This window comes from Mesorhizobium sp. M0894 (genome assembly GCF_040319725.1).
Lineage (GTDB): Bacteria > Pseudomonadota > Alphaproteobacteria > Rhizobiales > Rhizobiaceae > Mesorhizobium.
The window spans coordinates 1-14,612 of record NZ_JAMYOG010000005.1 but is presented as its reverse complement, the minus strand read 5'-3'; the positions used below and the strand labels follow the sequence as shown (position 1 = coordinate 14,612).

The 14,612-nt window shown below is 64.4% G+C and carries 17 protein-coding genes; 11 read left to right on the top strand and 6 right to left on the bottom strand.

The genetic code is table 11. The annotated features are described in order from the left end of the window. Nucleotides 1-93 precede the first annotated feature (93 nt). Nucleotides 94-267, top strand: coding sequence for a hypothetical protein (locus tag NKH91_RS11500; protein ID WP_023716871.1), 174 nt, complete (start codon nucleotides 94-96; stop codon nucleotides 265-267). Here NKH91_RS11500 and NKH91_RS11495 read toward each other — a convergent pair. Then, entirely contained in the window at nucleotides 264-1,208 is a 945-nt protein-coding gene (locus tag NKH91_RS11495; protein ID WP_023716870.1) for a glycine--tRNA ligase subunit alpha, read from the bottom strand. The two genes, NKH91_RS11500 and NKH91_RS11495, sit on opposite strands and share 4 nt — an antisense overlap. Before the next feature lie 64 nt (nucleotides 1,209-1,272). After that, nucleotides 1,273-3,048: a tetratricopeptide repeat protein gene (locus NKH91_RS11490; protein WP_352884959.1), complete on the bottom strand. Its 1,776-nt coding sequence runs from the start codon at nucleotides 3,046-3,048 to the stop codon at nucleotides 1,273-1,275. 323 nt (nucleotides 3,049-3,371) lie between these two features. Between NKH91_RS11490 and NKH91_RS11485 the strand changes: the two genes are divergently transcribed. Then, nucleotides 3,372-3,494, top strand: a complete 123-nt coding sequence (locus NKH91_RS11485) for a hypothetical protein (protein ID WP_352483732.1) — start codon at nucleotides 3,372-3,374, stop codon at nucleotides 3,492-3,494. 18 nt (nucleotides 3,495-3,512) lie between these two features. On the opposite strand, the gene NKH91_RS11480 is transcribed toward NKH91_RS11485, so the two are convergent. Continuing rightward, the gene (locus tag NKH91_RS11480; protein ID WP_023716867.1) at nucleotides 3,513-4,118 is read right to left on the bottom strand and encodes a TetR/AcrR family transcriptional regulator; all 606 of its coding nucleotides are present in this window, start codon (nucleotides 4,116-4,118) and stop codon (nucleotides 3,513-3,515) included. A gap of 104 nt (nucleotides 4,119-4,222) precedes the next feature. Between NKH91_RS11480 and NKH91_RS11475 the strand changes: the two genes are divergently transcribed. Further along, nucleotides 4,223-5,659 carry an MFS transporter gene (locus NKH91_RS11475; RefSeq protein WP_198030447.1) on the top strand — a complete coding sequence of 479 codons (1,437 nt, stop codon included), beginning with the start codon at nucleotides 4,223-4,225 and terminating at the stop codon, nucleotides 5,657-5,659. Between the two features lie 25 nt (nucleotides 5,660-5,684). On the opposite strand, the gene NKH91_RS11470 is transcribed toward NKH91_RS11475, so the two are convergent. After that, nucleotides 5,685-6,701: a polyprenyl synthetase family protein gene (locus NKH91_RS11470; protein WP_023716865.1), complete on the bottom strand. Its 1,017-nt coding sequence runs from the start codon at nucleotides 6,699-6,701 to the stop codon at nucleotides 5,685-5,687. 160 nt (nucleotides 6,702-6,861) lie between these two features. On the opposite strand from NKH91_RS11470, the gene NKH91_RS11465 reads away from it, so the two are divergent. From NKH91_RS11465 to moaB, 6 genes are all read left to right on the top strand, one after another. Next, on the top strand, nucleotides 6,862-7,086 hold the full coding sequence (locus NKH91_RS11465) for a putative signal transducing protein (RefSeq protein WP_023716864.1): 225 nt from the start codon (nucleotides 6,862-6,864) through the stop codon (nucleotides 7,084-7,086). Beyond that, on the top strand, nucleotides 7,086-7,886 hold the full coding sequence (locus NKH91_RS11460) for a tRNA1(Val) (adenine(37)-N6)-methyltransferase (protein WP_352483733.1): 801 nt from the start codon (nucleotides 7,086-7,088) through the stop codon (nucleotides 7,884-7,886). The genes NKH91_RS11465 and NKH91_RS11460 overlap by 1 nt, the downstream gene beginning before the upstream one ends. Nucleotides 7,887-7,973: 87 nt before the next feature. Further along, entirely contained in the window at nucleotides 7,974-8,831 is an 858-nt protein-coding gene (locus NKH91_RS11455) for a S49 family peptidase (protein ID WP_023716862.1), read from the top strand. A gap of 80 nt (nucleotides 8,832-8,911) precedes the next feature. After that, nucleotides 8,912-9,097: a membrane protein gene (locus tag NKH91_RS11450; protein WP_023674078.1), complete on the top strand. Its 186-nt coding sequence runs from the start codon at nucleotides 8,912-8,914 to the stop codon at nucleotides 9,095-9,097. A gap of 26 nt (nucleotides 9,098-9,123) precedes the next feature. Further along, nucleotides 9,124-10,026, top strand: coding sequence for a 4-(cytidine 5'-diphospho)-2-C-methyl-D-erythritol kinase (locus NKH91_RS11445; protein ID WP_023716861.1), 903 nt, complete (start codon nucleotides 9,124-9,126; stop codon nucleotides 10,024-10,026). Further along, nucleotides 10,013-10,555, top strand: a complete 543-nt coding sequence (gene moaB / locus NKH91_RS11440; protein WP_023716860.1) for a molybdenum cofactor biosynthesis protein B — start codon at nucleotides 10,013-10,015, stop codon at nucleotides 10,553-10,555. Before NKH91_RS11445 ends, moaB begins: the two co-directional genes overlap by 14 nt. A gap of 33 nt (nucleotides 10,556-10,588) precedes the next feature. Here the strand turns inward: moaB and NKH91_RS11435 are convergent, their stop codons facing one another. Both NKH91_RS11435 and NKH91_RS11430 read right to left on the bottom strand, forming a co-directional pair. Beyond that, nucleotides 10,589-11,563, bottom strand: coding sequence for a phytanoyl-CoA dioxygenase family protein (locus tag NKH91_RS11435; protein ID WP_023716859.1), 975 nt, complete (start codon nucleotides 11,561-11,563; stop codon nucleotides 10,589-10,591). Nucleotides 11,564-11,752: 189 nt separating this feature from the next. Next, a complete protein-coding gene (locus NKH91_RS11430) occupies nucleotides 11,753-12,256 on the bottom strand; it encodes a glycosyltransferase (protein WP_352884893.1) in 504 nt (167 codons plus the stop codon). 151 nt (nucleotides 12,257-12,407) lie between these two features. Here NKH91_RS11430 and NKH91_RS11425 point away from each other — a divergent pair, with 151 nt between their 5' ends. Together NKH91_RS11425 and rnhB are read left to right on the top strand one after the other, a co-directional pair. Further along, nucleotides 12,408-13,562: a PA0069 family radical SAM protein gene (locus tag NKH91_RS11425; RefSeq protein ID WP_352483734.1), complete on the top strand. Its 1,155-nt coding sequence runs from the start codon at nucleotides 12,408-12,410 to the stop codon at nucleotides 13,560-13,562. A 166-nt stretch (nucleotides 13,563-13,728) separates the two neighbouring features. Continuing rightward, complete coding sequence (gene rnhB, locus NKH91_RS11420; protein ID WP_352483735.1) at nucleotides 13,729-14,424, top strand: ribonuclease HII; 696 nt, start codon at nucleotides 13,729-13,731, stop codon at nucleotides 14,422-14,424. Nucleotides 14,425-14,612 lie beyond the last annotated feature (188 nt).

Here is a 14,612-nt window from a genome sequence, read left to right as displayed (position 1 = left end):
CGGTCCGCCCGTCCTTGGATCAAAGATTTCCATGAACCGAACGCAGCGCTGAAGCGACCAACGCTCAGGCAGAGAGCTATTGGCTGAACGACCATGAAAACGGCATCGACATTCCTGCAGATCCTCGCGCTCAGCGCCTGTTTTACAGCGCAGGTGCACGGTGCCTTCTCGATGCCCGGCGTCCGGCAGGCGCTGCGGACAATAGCCGGTGCAAGCGGCCAAGGCACGTTGCCAATCAGCGCCCCTGTCGAAATCGCCTGGAGCTAAGCCGCCATTCCACCCGCCTGCGTCAGCAGAAACGCCTCGCCGCAGGCTTTGGCCAGATTGCGCACCCGCAAGATGTAGCTCTGGCGCTCGGTGACGGAAATGACGCCGCGTGCGTCGAGCAGGTTGAAGACATGGCTGGCCTTGATGCACTGGTCGTAGGCGGGGAATACCATCCTGTGCATCGCCAGATTGTCGTTCGACGCCGGCGCGCCGGCTTGTAGCAGCGCCTTGCACTCGGCCTCGGCGTCTTCGAAATGCCTGAGCAGCATCACCGTGTTGGCGAATTCGAAATTGTGGCGCGAATATTCCTGCTCGGCCTGCAGGAAGACGTCGCCATAGGTCACCTTGTCGGCGCCTTCGCGGCCGTTGAAGTTGAGGTCGTAGACATTGTCGACGCCCTGCACATACATGGCCAGCCGTTCCAGCCCGTAAGTGAGCTCACCCGCCACCGGCGCGCATTCGATGCCGCAGACCTGCTGGAAATAGGTGAACTGCGACACCTCCATGCCGTCGCACCAGCACTCCCAGCCCAGTCCCCAGGCGCCCAGTGTCGGGCTTTCCCAGTCGTCCTCGACGAAGCGGATGTCGTGCAGCAGCGGATCGATGCCGATCGCGGCCAGCGAGCCGAGGTAAAGCTCCTGCAAATTGGGCGGATTGGGCTTCAGGATCACCTGGTATTGGTAATAATGCTGCAGCCGGTTCGGATTTTCGCCATAGCGGCCGTCCTTGGGGCGGCGCGAGGGCTGGACATAGGCCGCGTTCCAGCGTTTTGGGCCGAGCGCGCGCAATGTCGTTGCCGGATGAAAGGTACCGGCGCCGACTTCCATGTCGTAAGGCTGGAGGACGACGCAGCCATAGTCCGCCCAATAATTATGCAAGGTCAGGATCAGCCCCTGGAACGAGCGGCTGGGATGCGTGTGGGCAGGGATGTCAACGGTCACGGCGGCCTCCGGCGGGATGCGGCACCTCGTAGAGTGCCGCTCCGCGACCGTCAAGGCGATGGGGTCACCCCTTCGGGGCGGGCGCCGGCTCGGGCTTTACGTTCGGGGTTTCCTGCGCCGTGTTGGATTCGATCGGCGGCAGGCCCTTCATCAGCTTTTGCTGCAAGGCGGCAAGCACGTCCGGGTCCGGCTTCAGGTCGCGGGCCTGGTTCCACTGGAAGGTGGCTTCCAGCTTGCGGCCAACGCGCCAGTAGGCGTCGCCGAGGTGATCGTTGAGCACCGGATCCTCCGGCTTCAACGAAACGGCGCGTTCCATTTCGCGCACAGCGTCGTCGAACTGGCCAAGGCGATAATAGGCCCAGCCCAGCGAATCGACGATGTAGCCGTCGCTCGGCCTCAGGTCGACGGCCTTCTGGATCATCGCGAGGCCTTCCTTGAGGTTCATGTCCTTGTCGACCCAGGAATAGCCGAGATAGTTCAAAACCTGCGGCTGGTCGGGGTAGAGCTCCAGCGCCTTGCGGAAATTCGGCTCGGCCTTCGGCCATTCCTTCAGCCGCTCATAGGCGATGCCGCGCTGGTAGAAGATGTTCCAGTTGACGGCGGTCGGCGTCTTCAGCACCTCGACCGCCTTGTCATAAAGATTGGCGGCGGAGCGGAAATCCTCCTTCGAGGAATAGACCCCGCCGAGCGCCAGATAGGCGCGCATGTCGTCGGGATGCGCATCGACGATGGCCTTGAGGTGGGTGATCGCCTCGTCGTTGTGGTCGAGATCGGCAAGGTTGAGGCCGAGCTGCAGGTCCGAAAGCTCCTTCAGCGGCGAACCGGCGGGAATGCGGCGATAGAGCGCGATGGCGCCCTCGCCGTCCTTCAACTGCTCGGCAACGGCGGCAAGCTGAACGAGCGCCGCGTCATTGTCGGGCCGCAGCGCCAGCGCATATTGCAGATAAAGCCGCACGAACGGCTCGCCGCCGCCGCGGTTGAGCGCGGTGGCGAGATCGAGCAGGATTTCCGAGGCGCCGTCCGACGGGCCGGCAGCGAAGGGTTGGATCCTTTCGCCCTTGTTGATCTTGTCGCGAAGGGCTGCAATCTCGACCTTGCCGGGCGCAAATGTCTCGGCCTGGTCGAGCACCGACAGCGCCTTGGCCTTGTCGCCCTTACGGGCGAGGAAAGAGGCGTAGGCCTGCGCGTTGCGCATCCATGTTTCGGGGGCGGCACCGCCGGCGGCCGTGTCCTGCAGGGTGGCGGTGTAGAGCGCATCCGCCCTGTCGGGCAGGCCGGAGGCGTCGGCAATCAAGGCACGGTGGAAGGACTTGAACAGGCCGAACCAGTCGGGGCCCTGCAGCTTGTCGATGGAAGCCATGGCCTCGCCGGCGTCACCCGCACCCTGCTTGGCCCAGCCGGTCATGACGCCGGAAATCAGCCGGTCGAGATCGGATTCGAGCGACAGCTTGAGCCAGTATTCGGCCTTGGAGAAATCCTTCTTGTGGAAGGAATCGATGGCCAGCGCCAGGCGCGAGAAGCGCTCGACATCGGGAACCGCCTTGAGCTTGTCGGCGTAGACCAGGGACTCATCGAAGCGCCCCTGTGCGATCAGCGACAGCATCAGGCTCTGCTGCAGTCCCGTATCGTTCGGATCGAAGGCAAGCGCCTGCTTGTAGTAGGAGACGGCGCTGTCGAGGTCGTTGTCGCCTTCGGCAATCCGGGCGGCGAGATAGGCCCCCGAGAAGGATGTGATCCTGACCGGCTCTGCGGTCTGTTTGGCATGGACCGGCAGAGCCGAGATCGCCATGCCCGTCGCGATTGCCAGCCCCGTCAGCCAGCGCGCATATCCTTGCCGCATCATATCCCTTTCAGCCAAACGCCATCTCCGCGTCAGCGGGATCGCCGTAGACTCGATCTTTACAGGTAAAGCATGGCCTTTTTGGGGTCGTGCTTCAACCCGGCCCGAATTCACAATCGGGTCAAGCAATTAATAAACCATGCCGAAAGGGCCTGAACTGCGACCCTTGACCGCGTGGCGTCCGCTTTGGCGCTGCCTGCGCGTCGCTATTTGCCCGATGCCGTAAGCGATCCATAAGCGCCATCGGTTGAAAGCTTCCGCCATGCAACTTTGCGTGGCAGGATGAGATTTCAATTCTTGCTTCGCCAGCCATGGGGGCGCCGATGCTGGAAGTGCCGCGCGACGAAGAAGCCTTCGCCATCTCGATCGTATCTACGAAGCAGCGTTCGCCGCCGCCGACGCCGGAGGTCAATCCCAGAAGGGCCGCCGAACAAGCCGGTAAGTGAGGCGTCACGGCCCGGAACTCAGGACGTTTGCGAAAGCCTTGCGTCGAGCGCCTGCATGGCGACGGTGACAAGATCGTGCAGCCGTTTTTTCGGAATGCCGTCGCGTGCCTGCACCGAAAGGCCGTGCATCAGCGTGGCATAATAATCGCCCAACGCCGCGGCGTCGGTGGCCGGCTTCAATTCGCCATCGCGCACGGCCTTTTTCAATCGCTCGACGATCGATGCGGTACGTGCCAGCCGGTGCTCCGCCAGCCATTGCAGCACGGCGTCATTTTCGACGGCGCAATTGGTCGCGGCCGTCACCACCATGCAGCCCTGCGGCCGCCCCGGCCGCGTATAGATTTCGACGGCGTCGCGAAGCATGCGCTCGATGACGCGCCGGACGTTTGGTTCTTCCTGCAGCGCGCGCGTGGCGAAGCCGCCCTCATTGGCTTCGTAAAGCGCCACCGCTTCGCGAAACAGGTCCTCCTTCGAGCCGAAGGCGGCATAGATGCGCGCCGATGCGAGGCCAAGCGCCGATACGAGATCGGCCATCGAGGTGCCCTCGTAGCCGCGTCTCCAAAAGGCGTCGCGGGCTTTCTCAAGCGCCTGGTCGCGGTCGAATTCCCTTGGCCTGCCTGCCATGGCGGTCTCCAATTTTTGTCGATCAACAAATAATCCGCTTGACTTCGGATTGCAAATCTCAATTCTTTGTCGATCATTAAATAATTGTCGACAAGGAGACCGGCATGAGTTCACTCGATCAAGGCGCGCCGCTCGGGGCGATGGCAGCGCAAGGAACAACCAGCGCGAAGCGCGGCGCAACGCTGGCGCTGCTCGCCTTCGCGCAGCTCATCATCGCGCTCGACCTCAACATCGTCTTCGTGGCGTTGCCGGAGATCGGCGCCGGCCTCGGATTTTCAGGCCAGACCCTGCAATGGGTGGTCAGCGCCTATACCGTGTTCACCGGCGGCTTCCTACTGTTCGGCGGCCGGGCCGCCGACCTGATCGGCCAGCGCCGCGTCTTCATCTTCGCGCTCTGGCTCTACGCGCTCTCGTCTCTGGTCGGCGGCCTCGCATGGTCGCCGCAAATCATCATTGCGGCCCGCGCCGTGCAAGGCATCGGCGGCGCCTTCCTGTTTCCGGCGACGCTGTCGCTGATCAACCGTCTGTTCGCCGAAGGACCGGAACGCAACCGGGCGCTCGCCGTCTGGGGTGGCGCAGGCGCCAGCGGCCTGACGCTCGGTTCGCTTGCCGGCGGGTTTCTGACCAGCGCCTTCGGCTGGCCGTCGGTCTTCTACGTCAACGTGCTTTTGGCCGGGATCGCCATCATCGCGGCTTTCGCCATCATTCCGCGCGATCCGAAGCCGCACGAGCACCGCAGCTTCGATCTGCCGGGCGCGCTGACCGTCACCGCCGGCGCGACCTTGCTTGTCTTCACACTGGTTCAGGGGCCCGAATATGGCTGGGGATCGACCGCAATCATCGTCAGTGCAGCACTGGCGGCATTCTTCCTGATCGCTTTCACGATGATCGAGGCGAAGAGCGCCGATCCGCTGATGCCGCTGCGCCTGTTCCACAACCGCAGCCTCGTCGCCGGCATGACGATCACCTTCCTCTACATGGCCACTTTCGGAGCGCTGCCCTACTTCCTCACCGTGCTGTTGCAGAACGTGCACGGCTTCACCGCCTTGCAGACGGGCCTCGCCTTTCTCGTGCCGTCGGTCGCCATCGCCACCGGCACGCAAGCCGGCGAGCGTCTGGCGACGCGCTTTTCGACGCGCAGCACGCTGGTCGGCGGCATGATCGTCGGCGCGGTAGGCACAGCATTGATGGTATCAGGCGCGACCGCGGAGAGCAGCTATCTGTCCCTCGTACCCGGCCTGATCGTCTCCGGCGTCGGACAAGGCATCGTCTGGACAGCAATGTGGATTGCCGCCGCTTCCGGCGTTGCGCATGATCAGCAAGGCGTCGCCTCGGGGATGGCTTCGACGACACTCAATGTCGGCAATGCCGTCGGCATGGCCGTGCTGATTGCGATTGCGAACAGCCAAATCGGCGAATTGTCCGGCAATGCCTTGAAAATTGCCGTCGCCGACGGCATCCAGGTCGCCTTCTGGCTCGCGGCGGCGGGCATCGTCGTCAGCCTGCTCGCAGCAATGGTTCTTCCGGCAAAGGCGCGATGAGAACAGGCGCGGGCGCCGACGCCTCTCAGTTCACCCGGCTGATGCAGAAATCGATGACGTCGATCAGCGCCGATTTCTGCGGCGTCGCCTCGAGCGGCGCCAGTGCGTCGCGGGCGATCTCGCCGAAGTGGCGGGCGCGTCCGATGGTGTCGGCAATTGCGCCGTGGCGGAGCATCAGGCCGACGGCCTTCTCCAGTCCGGCATCGTCGGCGGCATTGTCCTCGATGGCGCGTTTCCAGAAGCTGCGCTCGGCCTTTGTGCCGCGCCGATAGGCGAGGATCACCGGCAGCGTCACCTTGCCCTCGCGGAAATCGTCGCCGACATTCTTGCCGAGGTCCTTGCTGGTGCCGCCGTAATCCAGCGCATCATCGATCAGTTGGAAGGCAAGGCCGAGATTCATGCCGTAGGAGCGGAGTGCTGCGCGATCATTGCGCGTCGCCTGGGCGATGACCGGGCCGACCTCGGCGGCGGCCGAAAACAGCGCCGCGGTCTTGGCCTTGATCACGGCGAAATGCTCATCCTCGGTGGTCTCGAGGTTTTTGGCGGCGGCGAGCTGCATCACCTCGCCTTCGGCGATGACCGAAGCCGCACTCGACAGGATGTCGAGCGCTTCCAGCGAGCCGACATCGACCATCATGCGAAAGGCCTGGCCGAGCAGGAAATCGCCGACCAAAACACTGGCCTGGTTACCCCAGATCATGCGCGCCGTCTTCTTGCCGCGCCGCATGCCGCTTTCGTCGACAACGTCGTCGTGGAGAAGTGTCGCGGTGTGCATGAATTCGACCGAGGTGGCGAGCTTGACGTGGCCGTCACCGGAATAGCCGAACATCTGGGCGGCGGCGAGCGTCAGCATCGGCCGCAGCCGTTTGCCGCCGGACGAGATCAAGTGGTTGGCAATCTCCGGGATCATCTCGACGTCGGAGCCGGCCTTCGACAAGATCAGTTCATTGACGCGCCCCATGTCGGCGGCGGTCAGGTCGATAAGGTCCTTGATCGAGGCGGCTTCCCGCTTCCCGTTTTCAATGTTGAGAACGACACCCACGGCAAAACTCCCAACCTCGATATGCACGACGGCAACATGGTCCCTGGACAGACTCTAGGGCGGCAGCCACCGGTGCGGCAAGAGGCGAATTGGCGCGGCGGCTCTGGTACATAATCACGTCCACGTTTACATCAACGCCGCAAACTGCGAGTTTCATCCGATGATAGAGCTCATCCGCACCAACGACGCCGTCATCATTTCCTTTGTCGAATCGCTAATGCGCGATGCCGGCATCGGCTTTTTCGTCGCCGACCAGAACATGAGCGTGCTCGACGGCTCGATCGGCATTCTGCCCCGCCGTGTCATGGTGGACGCCGACAAGGCCGATGCGGCGCGGCGCATCCTGACGGATGCCGGCATCGCCAACGAGATCCGCCAAAAATAATGTCCGCGTCGCCCGCTGCCCTTGTCCCGGACATGCCGGCTCATACGGTCGATGCCTTCCATCGCGGTCGCTTCTGGCTGGTGCAGCCGAGAAAGGCAGGTCACCGCGCCGGCATGGATGCGATGATGCTGGCGGCTGCCGTGCCGTCCTCGTTCGCCGGGCGGCTAGCCGACTTTGGCGCAGGTGCCGGTGCCGCCGGCCTGGCGGTACTGTCGCGTTGCCCCGGTGCCGAGGCAGTGCTCGTCGAGCGTTCTCCGGAAATGGCGGCCTTCGCCACAACCACGCTCGCCCATCCCGGCAACGCGCATCTCAGCGACCGCGCCTCGGTGCTCGTCGCCGATGTCGCGCTGTCGGGCCGGGCGCGAATGGCCGCCGGCCTCGAGGATAACAGCTTCGATTTCGTCATCATGAACCCGCCGTTCAATGCCGCCGAGGATCGCGCGACGCCCGATCCGCTGAGAAAGGCCGCGCATGTCGCGGAGGACGGGCTGTTCGACAGCTGGATCCGCAGCGCGGCGGCGGTGGTCAGGCCGGGCGGCGGGCTGGCCGTCATTGCCCGGCCGGAACAGCTCGGCGCCATCCTCGATGCCATTGCCGGCCGCTTCGGCGATGCCGAGATGCTGGCCGTCCATCCTCGCCCCGAAGCGGCAGCGATCCGCATCGTCGTCCGGGCAGCACTCGGCGCACGCGGCAAGCTGTCGATCCGGCCGCCGCTGATGCTGCATGCCTATTCAGGCAATGGCCCCTCGGAACGGGCAGAGCTGATCAATAACGGGTTGGCGTCGCTGTTCGGAGACTGATCCATTTTGATTGCCGGGGTGACGGCATTGCCGTTGGCCGGCGAATTCCTACATGCCTCAAGCAAATCGACCGGAGACAGCCCCCTCGTGAAACGTCTTTTCAATCGCCTGCTGCCGAAATCCTGGCGCTCGAACGTCGTCACCATTCCGGTCATCCGGCTGCACGGCACCATCATGCCCGGCGGCGGCCAGTTCCGGCCGAGCCTGTCGCTGGCGTCGACTGCCGGCCTTCTCGAAAAGCTGTTTTCCTTCGACGCGCCGGCGGTCGCCATCTCGATCAATTCGCCAGGCGGCTCGCCGGTGCAGTCGCGGCTGATTTTCAGGCGCATCCGCGACCTGGCAACGGAGAAAAACAAGAAGGTCCTGGTCTTCGTCGAGGACGTGGCGGCATCGGGCGGCTACATGATCGCGGTCGCCGGCGACGAGATCTTTGCCGACCCGTCCTCCATCGTCGGCTCGATCGGCGTGGTGTCGGCCTCGTTCGGCTTTCCGGAGCTGTTGAAGAAGATCGGCGTCGAGCGCCGCGTCCACACCGCCGGCCAGAACAAGGCGGTGCTCGACCCGTTCAAACCGGAAAAGAAGGAAGACGTCGAGCGCCTGAAGGCGCTGCAGCTCGAGGTCCACGAGACCTTCATCGATCTCGTCAAGGATAGGCGCGGCAGCAAGCTCAAGGACGATCCCGACCTGTTCACCGGCCTGTTCTGGACGGCCAAGAAGGGGCTCGAGCTCGGGCTGGTCGATGCCCTCGGCGACATGCGCAGCGTGCTGAAAAGCCGTTTCGGGCCGAAGACCCAGCTCAAGCTGATCACCGCGCCGCGCGGCCTGTTCGGCCGCTTCGGCCTGTTCGGCTCGAGTTTTTCGGCGCCCGATATTGCCGCCGCCGCGGCAAGCGGCGTCATCGATGCGGCGGAAGAGCGCGCGCTGTGGGCGCGCTTCGGGCTTTGAAAAGTCGGTGAAAGCGTCTAGCATAAATCATCAACCGACCCGACCGGCCGTCTTGCCGGCCTTGCGAGGGAGAGTTTGACATGCCGCAGATCATCTTCTTCGCCGTCGTCGGCATTGCCGCCTATTTCGGCTACCGCTCCTTCGTCAGGGAAGCCGAGCGGGTGACCGCCAAGGTGCGGCGTACCGAAAAGCAAGCCGCCAACGGTACGATGGGAACGCTGGTCAAGGATCCGAAGACCGGCGAATACCGTCTGGCCAAGGATTGACCGTCGTCTCCCTCGCGGCCGAGCCAGTGGATTCCGAGACCAGCATCCGGGCATCGCATGCGCACGCCAAGATAAATCTCGCGCTGCACGTCACCGGCCGGCGCGCCGACGGTTATCACACGATCGAAAGCCTGGCTGTGTTCACGCGCTTCGGCGACCGCATCGAGACGGAACTTGCCGACAGCGACGGGTTTTCCGTGTCCGGCAAATACGCCTCCGCGGTACCGGCCGACGACAATAATCTGGTGGCGAAAGCGCGCGACGCGCTGCGTCGCGAGGCCGGTCCCCAGCATGCGCCGGCTGTCGCCATCAGGCTCGAAAAGAACCTGCCGGTCGCGTCCGGCGTCGGCGGCGGGTCAAGCGACGCGGCGGCTGTGCTGCGTGCTCTGGTCCAGGCCTGGAGGCTCGACATCGGCGATGCCGAACTGGCGCGGATCGGCCTGTCGCTTGGCGCCGACGTGCCGATGTGCCTCGCAGCCAAGCCGCTGATAGCCCGCGGCATCGGCGACGAGCTGACGCTCGTGCGGAGTTTCCCGGCCCTGGGTCTGGTGCTCGTCAATCCAGGAACTGCCGTCTCGACGGCCGAAGTGTTCGAGGCGCTTGGCCGCCGCGACAATGCGGGGCTGCCGCCGCTGCCGCACAGCCTCGACTTCCACAGCATCCGCAACTGGCTGGAGATCACCCGCAACGATCTCGAGCCTGCGGCGCGTGCAATCCAGCCCGCCATCGGCAAGGCGCTTTCTGTGCTCAACAAGGCTGGAGCCGGTTTTGCCAGAATGTCTGGTTCCGGCGCCACCTGTTTCGGGCTGTTCGAGACCGGCAATGTGGCCAAGCGCGCGGCCGTCGATATCCGCAGCCGCCATCCCGACTGGTTTGTCGCCGCGACGCGAAGCATGACATCGGAGGCTGAGGCGCATGGCCAGGATTGACGAGAGCCGCCCCTTCGTTCCCGTACGCATCGCGGTACTGACCGTTTCAGATACGCGCAGCCTCGCCGACGACAAATCCGGGCAGACCCTGGCCGACCGCATCACCGAGGCCGGCCACATCCTCGCCGCTCGTGACATCGTCACCGACGACCGCGACAAGATCCGCGACAAGGTTTTGGGCTGGTCGAAGGACGATGCGATCGATGTCGTCATCACCACCGGCGGCACCGGCTTCACCGGCCGCGACGTGACGCCGGAGGCGCTGGAGCCGATCTTCGAAAAGCGCATGGACGGCTTTTCCGAAGTGTTCCACCGCATCTCCTACGACAAGATCGGCACTTCGACGATCCAGAGCCGGGCAACCGGCGGCGTCGTCAACGCCACCTTCGTCTTCGTGTTGCCGGGCTCGCCCGGCGCCTGCAAGGACGCCTGGGACGGCATTTTGAAGCCGCAGCTCGACTATCGGCACATGCCCTGCAACTTCGTCGAGATCATGCCGCGCCTGGACGAGCATTTGCGGCGCGGCTGAGACGGAGCGAGGTATCAGCCGGGCGATCCCGCCTCAGCGAATGACCGGCTCGCCGTGAAACCGCCGGCGCGACGGCGGCGAGACGCCGAAGCCGACTTCCATCATCAGTCGTGGCGTGCGCGTCGGCACGGTACCCATATGGAAGCCGAACGGATCCTCGACAAAGCCGAGACCGGCCTGCCCCGTCAGCGTGACCGGGCTCTGCTCGCCATAGACGCCCAGCACCTCTTCCGCCGAATGGCCGACCAGAAGCGTCAGCTGATGCTTCAGGATGCGGCGGTTGTGGGAGCCGCGGACATAGACATGCGGCCCGGTGTCGTTGTCGACCGGCACCAGGTAGAAAAAGAACTTCAGCATGCGCCAGTCGTCGAGGTCGAAATGGTATTTGCCGAGCGAAGCCATGTTCTTGTCGGCGTCCGAGACACCACCGGTCGGAAAGCTCCACCAGACGCGGGTGGTGATCAGCTTGGCCTGGCTGCCGAGATAGTGCGCTGCGATGTCGAGGAGTAGCGGATCGCGCTGCACGGCGACCGCAGCGTTGCAGTCGAGGACCCGCTCGAAATAGTGGCCGCTGAGCAGCGGGCGGCCGAAATGCTTTTCTGCATCGGCGTGTTTTTCGGGCAGGAATTCCAGCCGGCGGTCGAAATTGCCGAAGCATGGCGTGTGCTCGGCGAAGCGGGCGATCTCCTCATGGATGGCGGCTGGCAGCGTCAGGCCCGAATAGAGCCCCTCCGTCCGCAGCGCGCCGACGACGGCATCGCGATCGACGCCGGCGAACATCGTTTCACTGACATTGCGCGCCGGCCGAACCGGCTTCGCACCGCGCCAGTGCAGCCGCCGCGCCGGCATGGTGCGCGCCAGCATGAACATCGGCAGCCATGCCGGATTCTCGCGAAGGTCGGAAAGATAGGTCGGAATGCGGGCGGCGATGCGGCGCAGCGTACCGCCGTTGCGTGCGATCGCCTCGAGGCTTGCAGCGCCGGACTTGTCAGGGCTTGAAAGGGTCATCGGGGTCCTCAAATGTCGAGGGAACAGCATCGACGATAGTCGTCGTCGCCGCTCCGGCACACCCCAAACCCATTCGCCCGTATCGCTGGGAATGGTAACCCCCGGCCAGATTTTGTGCAATGCACAATAAACGACAACCCGCCAGAAAATTTGCTTGGGCGGCGTTTCCTAGGCCGGGATGGTAAGCCGTCACTTCCGCGGCGCCACCCAGATCTCGGCGTAGAGCCTTCTTGTCGCCAGGCCGCGGGCGATCGCTTCGGCGCTGCGGGCGCTCTTAGACAGCGCGGCGGCCTGACGCTTGCTGATCACCAAGCCTTCGGCGAGAGCGCGATTTCCGGCAAAGACCCGCGACAGGAACGGCGCGCGGCTGCCGCGTGCCCGTGAAAATCGCGCCGCCATGGTTTGCCTGGCCGTATGGGCGACGACCTCGTCGATCCAGCCCTCCCCCAGCCGCGCTCCCGGTTCCAGCAAAAGCAGCCAGTCGCCCTTGGCCTGCCTGATGCCGGCGGCGATGCCGCCGCTGACATAGTGGCAGCCGGCATGTTCGGCGACGCGGTGCGTCTGATCGGTCGAGCCGGTGTCGCAGACGAGAACGTCGCGCACCACGCCTTCGACCGCGCCGCCGATCAGCGAGGCGAGCGTGCGGGCGAGGCCCTCCTCGTCATTCAGGGTTTCGATCAGGACGCTGAGCATGTTTAGCCGAATAGCGGAAAGCGGTGGGCAGCGCCAGTTTTTGCGGCACGCCGCGAGAAAGTTCTTGCTTTGTTCCACTCGGTGCGATAGGAATACATTCATGAGCAGAGCGATTCGACAGCGGGCGGACAGTCCCTGGGAAAGGGCCAAAATGGAACAGATCGTGCGTGCCGACATTGCCGCCTTCGGCGCTGGCAGGGCCGAGATGGCGAATGCGATGATCGAGCAGAGCGGCATGCGCGTCCGCCCAGACCGCAATCGCGGCAGGTCGGCGGGCATCAATCCGTCCGGCCGTTTCGAGCCGGTCAGCCGGCATGTGTTCGACGACGGCTGGAATTCGCTGGAGGAGCTGCCGCCCTTCAAGACCGAGGTACAGGTCGAGAAGCCGCGCACCATCATCACCCGCAACGAATCGCCCGACATCTCCTTCGACCGCTCGATCAATCCCTATCGCGGCTGCGAACATGGCTGCGTCTATTGCTTCGCGCGGCCGACGCACAGCTTCATGGGCCTGTCGCCGGGGCTGGATTTCGAATCGAAGCTGTTTGCCAAGCCGGATGCGGCGCGGCTGCTCGACAAGGAATTGTCCAGGGATAATTACCAGCCGCGCACCATCGCCATCGGCACCAACACCGATCCCTACCAGCCGATCGAGAAGCAATACCGGATCATGCGCGAGATCCTCGAAGTGCTGGAGGCGCGCGGGCATCCGGTCGGCATCGTCACCAAGTCAGCGCTGGTGACACGCGACATCGACATTCTGTCACGCATGGCCGAACGCGGGCTGGCCAAGGTGGCACTGTCGGTGACGACATTGGACAGGATGCTGGCCAGAACGATGGAGCCGCGCGCGTCGACGCCGACCAAGCGGCTGGAGGCGATCAGGCAGCTTTCGGACGCCGGCATTCCGGCCTCGGTGATGGTCGCGCCGATCATCCCCGGACTGACCGACTCGGAAATGGAGCGCATCCTCGATTCGGCGCAGGCAGCGGGCGCGCGTGAAGCGGGCTATGTGCTGCTGCGCCTGCCGCTGGAGGTCGCGCCGATCTTCAAGGACTGGCTGCTGCGCCACTATCCCGACCGCTATCGCCACGTCATGTCGCTGATCCGTTCGATGCGCGACGGCAAGGACTACGATTCGGAATGGGGCAAGCGCATGAAAGGCTCCGGCCCTTATGCCTGGCAGATCGGCCGCCGTTTCGAGATCGCCGCCAAACGGCTCGGCCTCAATGCCGAGCGGCGCTCGCTGAGGACCGACCGGTTCGTCCCCGCCGCCAAGGCAACCGAGCAGCTGATGCTGCTGTGACAAAGCGTCTCGCGCCAGCCGCTTGAAGCGGCCGCAGCAGGCGAAAAATCCCGTCCGGCCTGTCCTGTCCCCGGGCTTGCAGACGGTAGCCCCTCCTGGTCCGGTGCCCCGCCCGACCCGGAGGGGACTTGCGGAGAATCGGAGCCGATGCGAACCTCGCCGCACCATGGCTCGCCCGCGTTCCGATTCTCCGCTTCTCTTCGAAATCGTCGAGAAACCCGACTTCTCGTTCGAGACGAAGGCGATGGCCGAAGGCCTGTGGCCGGTGGCGGGGATGGACGAGGCCGGCCGCGGCCCGCTCGCCGGGCCGGTGGTGGCTGCAGCGGTGGTGCTCGATCCCGCCAACATCCCCGACGGCCTCGATGATTCCAAGCGGCTGACGCATTTGCAGCGCGAGGCGCTGTTCCTGAAAATCCTCGGCTCCGCACTCGCCGTATCGATGGCCTCGGTCAGCGCCGAAGGCATCGATGCCTCCAACATCCTCAAGGCCAGCCTGGAGGCGATGCGCCGTGCAGTGGCCGGCCTGTCAATCCGGCCGAAGCTGGCGCTGGCCGACGGCCGCGACGTGCCGCCCGGCCTGCCCTGCGAGGGCAAAGCGCTGATCAAGGGCGACCAGCGCTCGCAGTCGATCGCTGCAGCCTCGATCGTCGCCAAGGTGTTGCGCGACCGCATGATGTGCGGCTGCGGCAGCCATCATGCGCGTTACGGCTTCGAGCTGCATATGGGCTACGCCACTGTGCGCCATCGCACGGCGATCGATCTGCACGGGCCAGTGGCACGGCTGCACCGCGCCTCCTTCGCGCCGTTCCGGTTCGGCGGCACCGAGGTGCTGGAGGAAGAGGGCCTTTCGGGCCTGGATTGAGCGAAAGCGGCTAGGCGTAATCTCCCCCTCGAGGGCAGGGGAATCGCATATGGCGATTTTGGGGTTGAGTTTAGGCTGAGAAAGGATTCTTTGGAGAGGCAGTTGAGCGAAGGAGCGACTGCCATTTCCTGCCTTGAGAGCTACTTTGGCGCGGTGCCTGATCCACGCGCGCCCAACGCCACGCACCG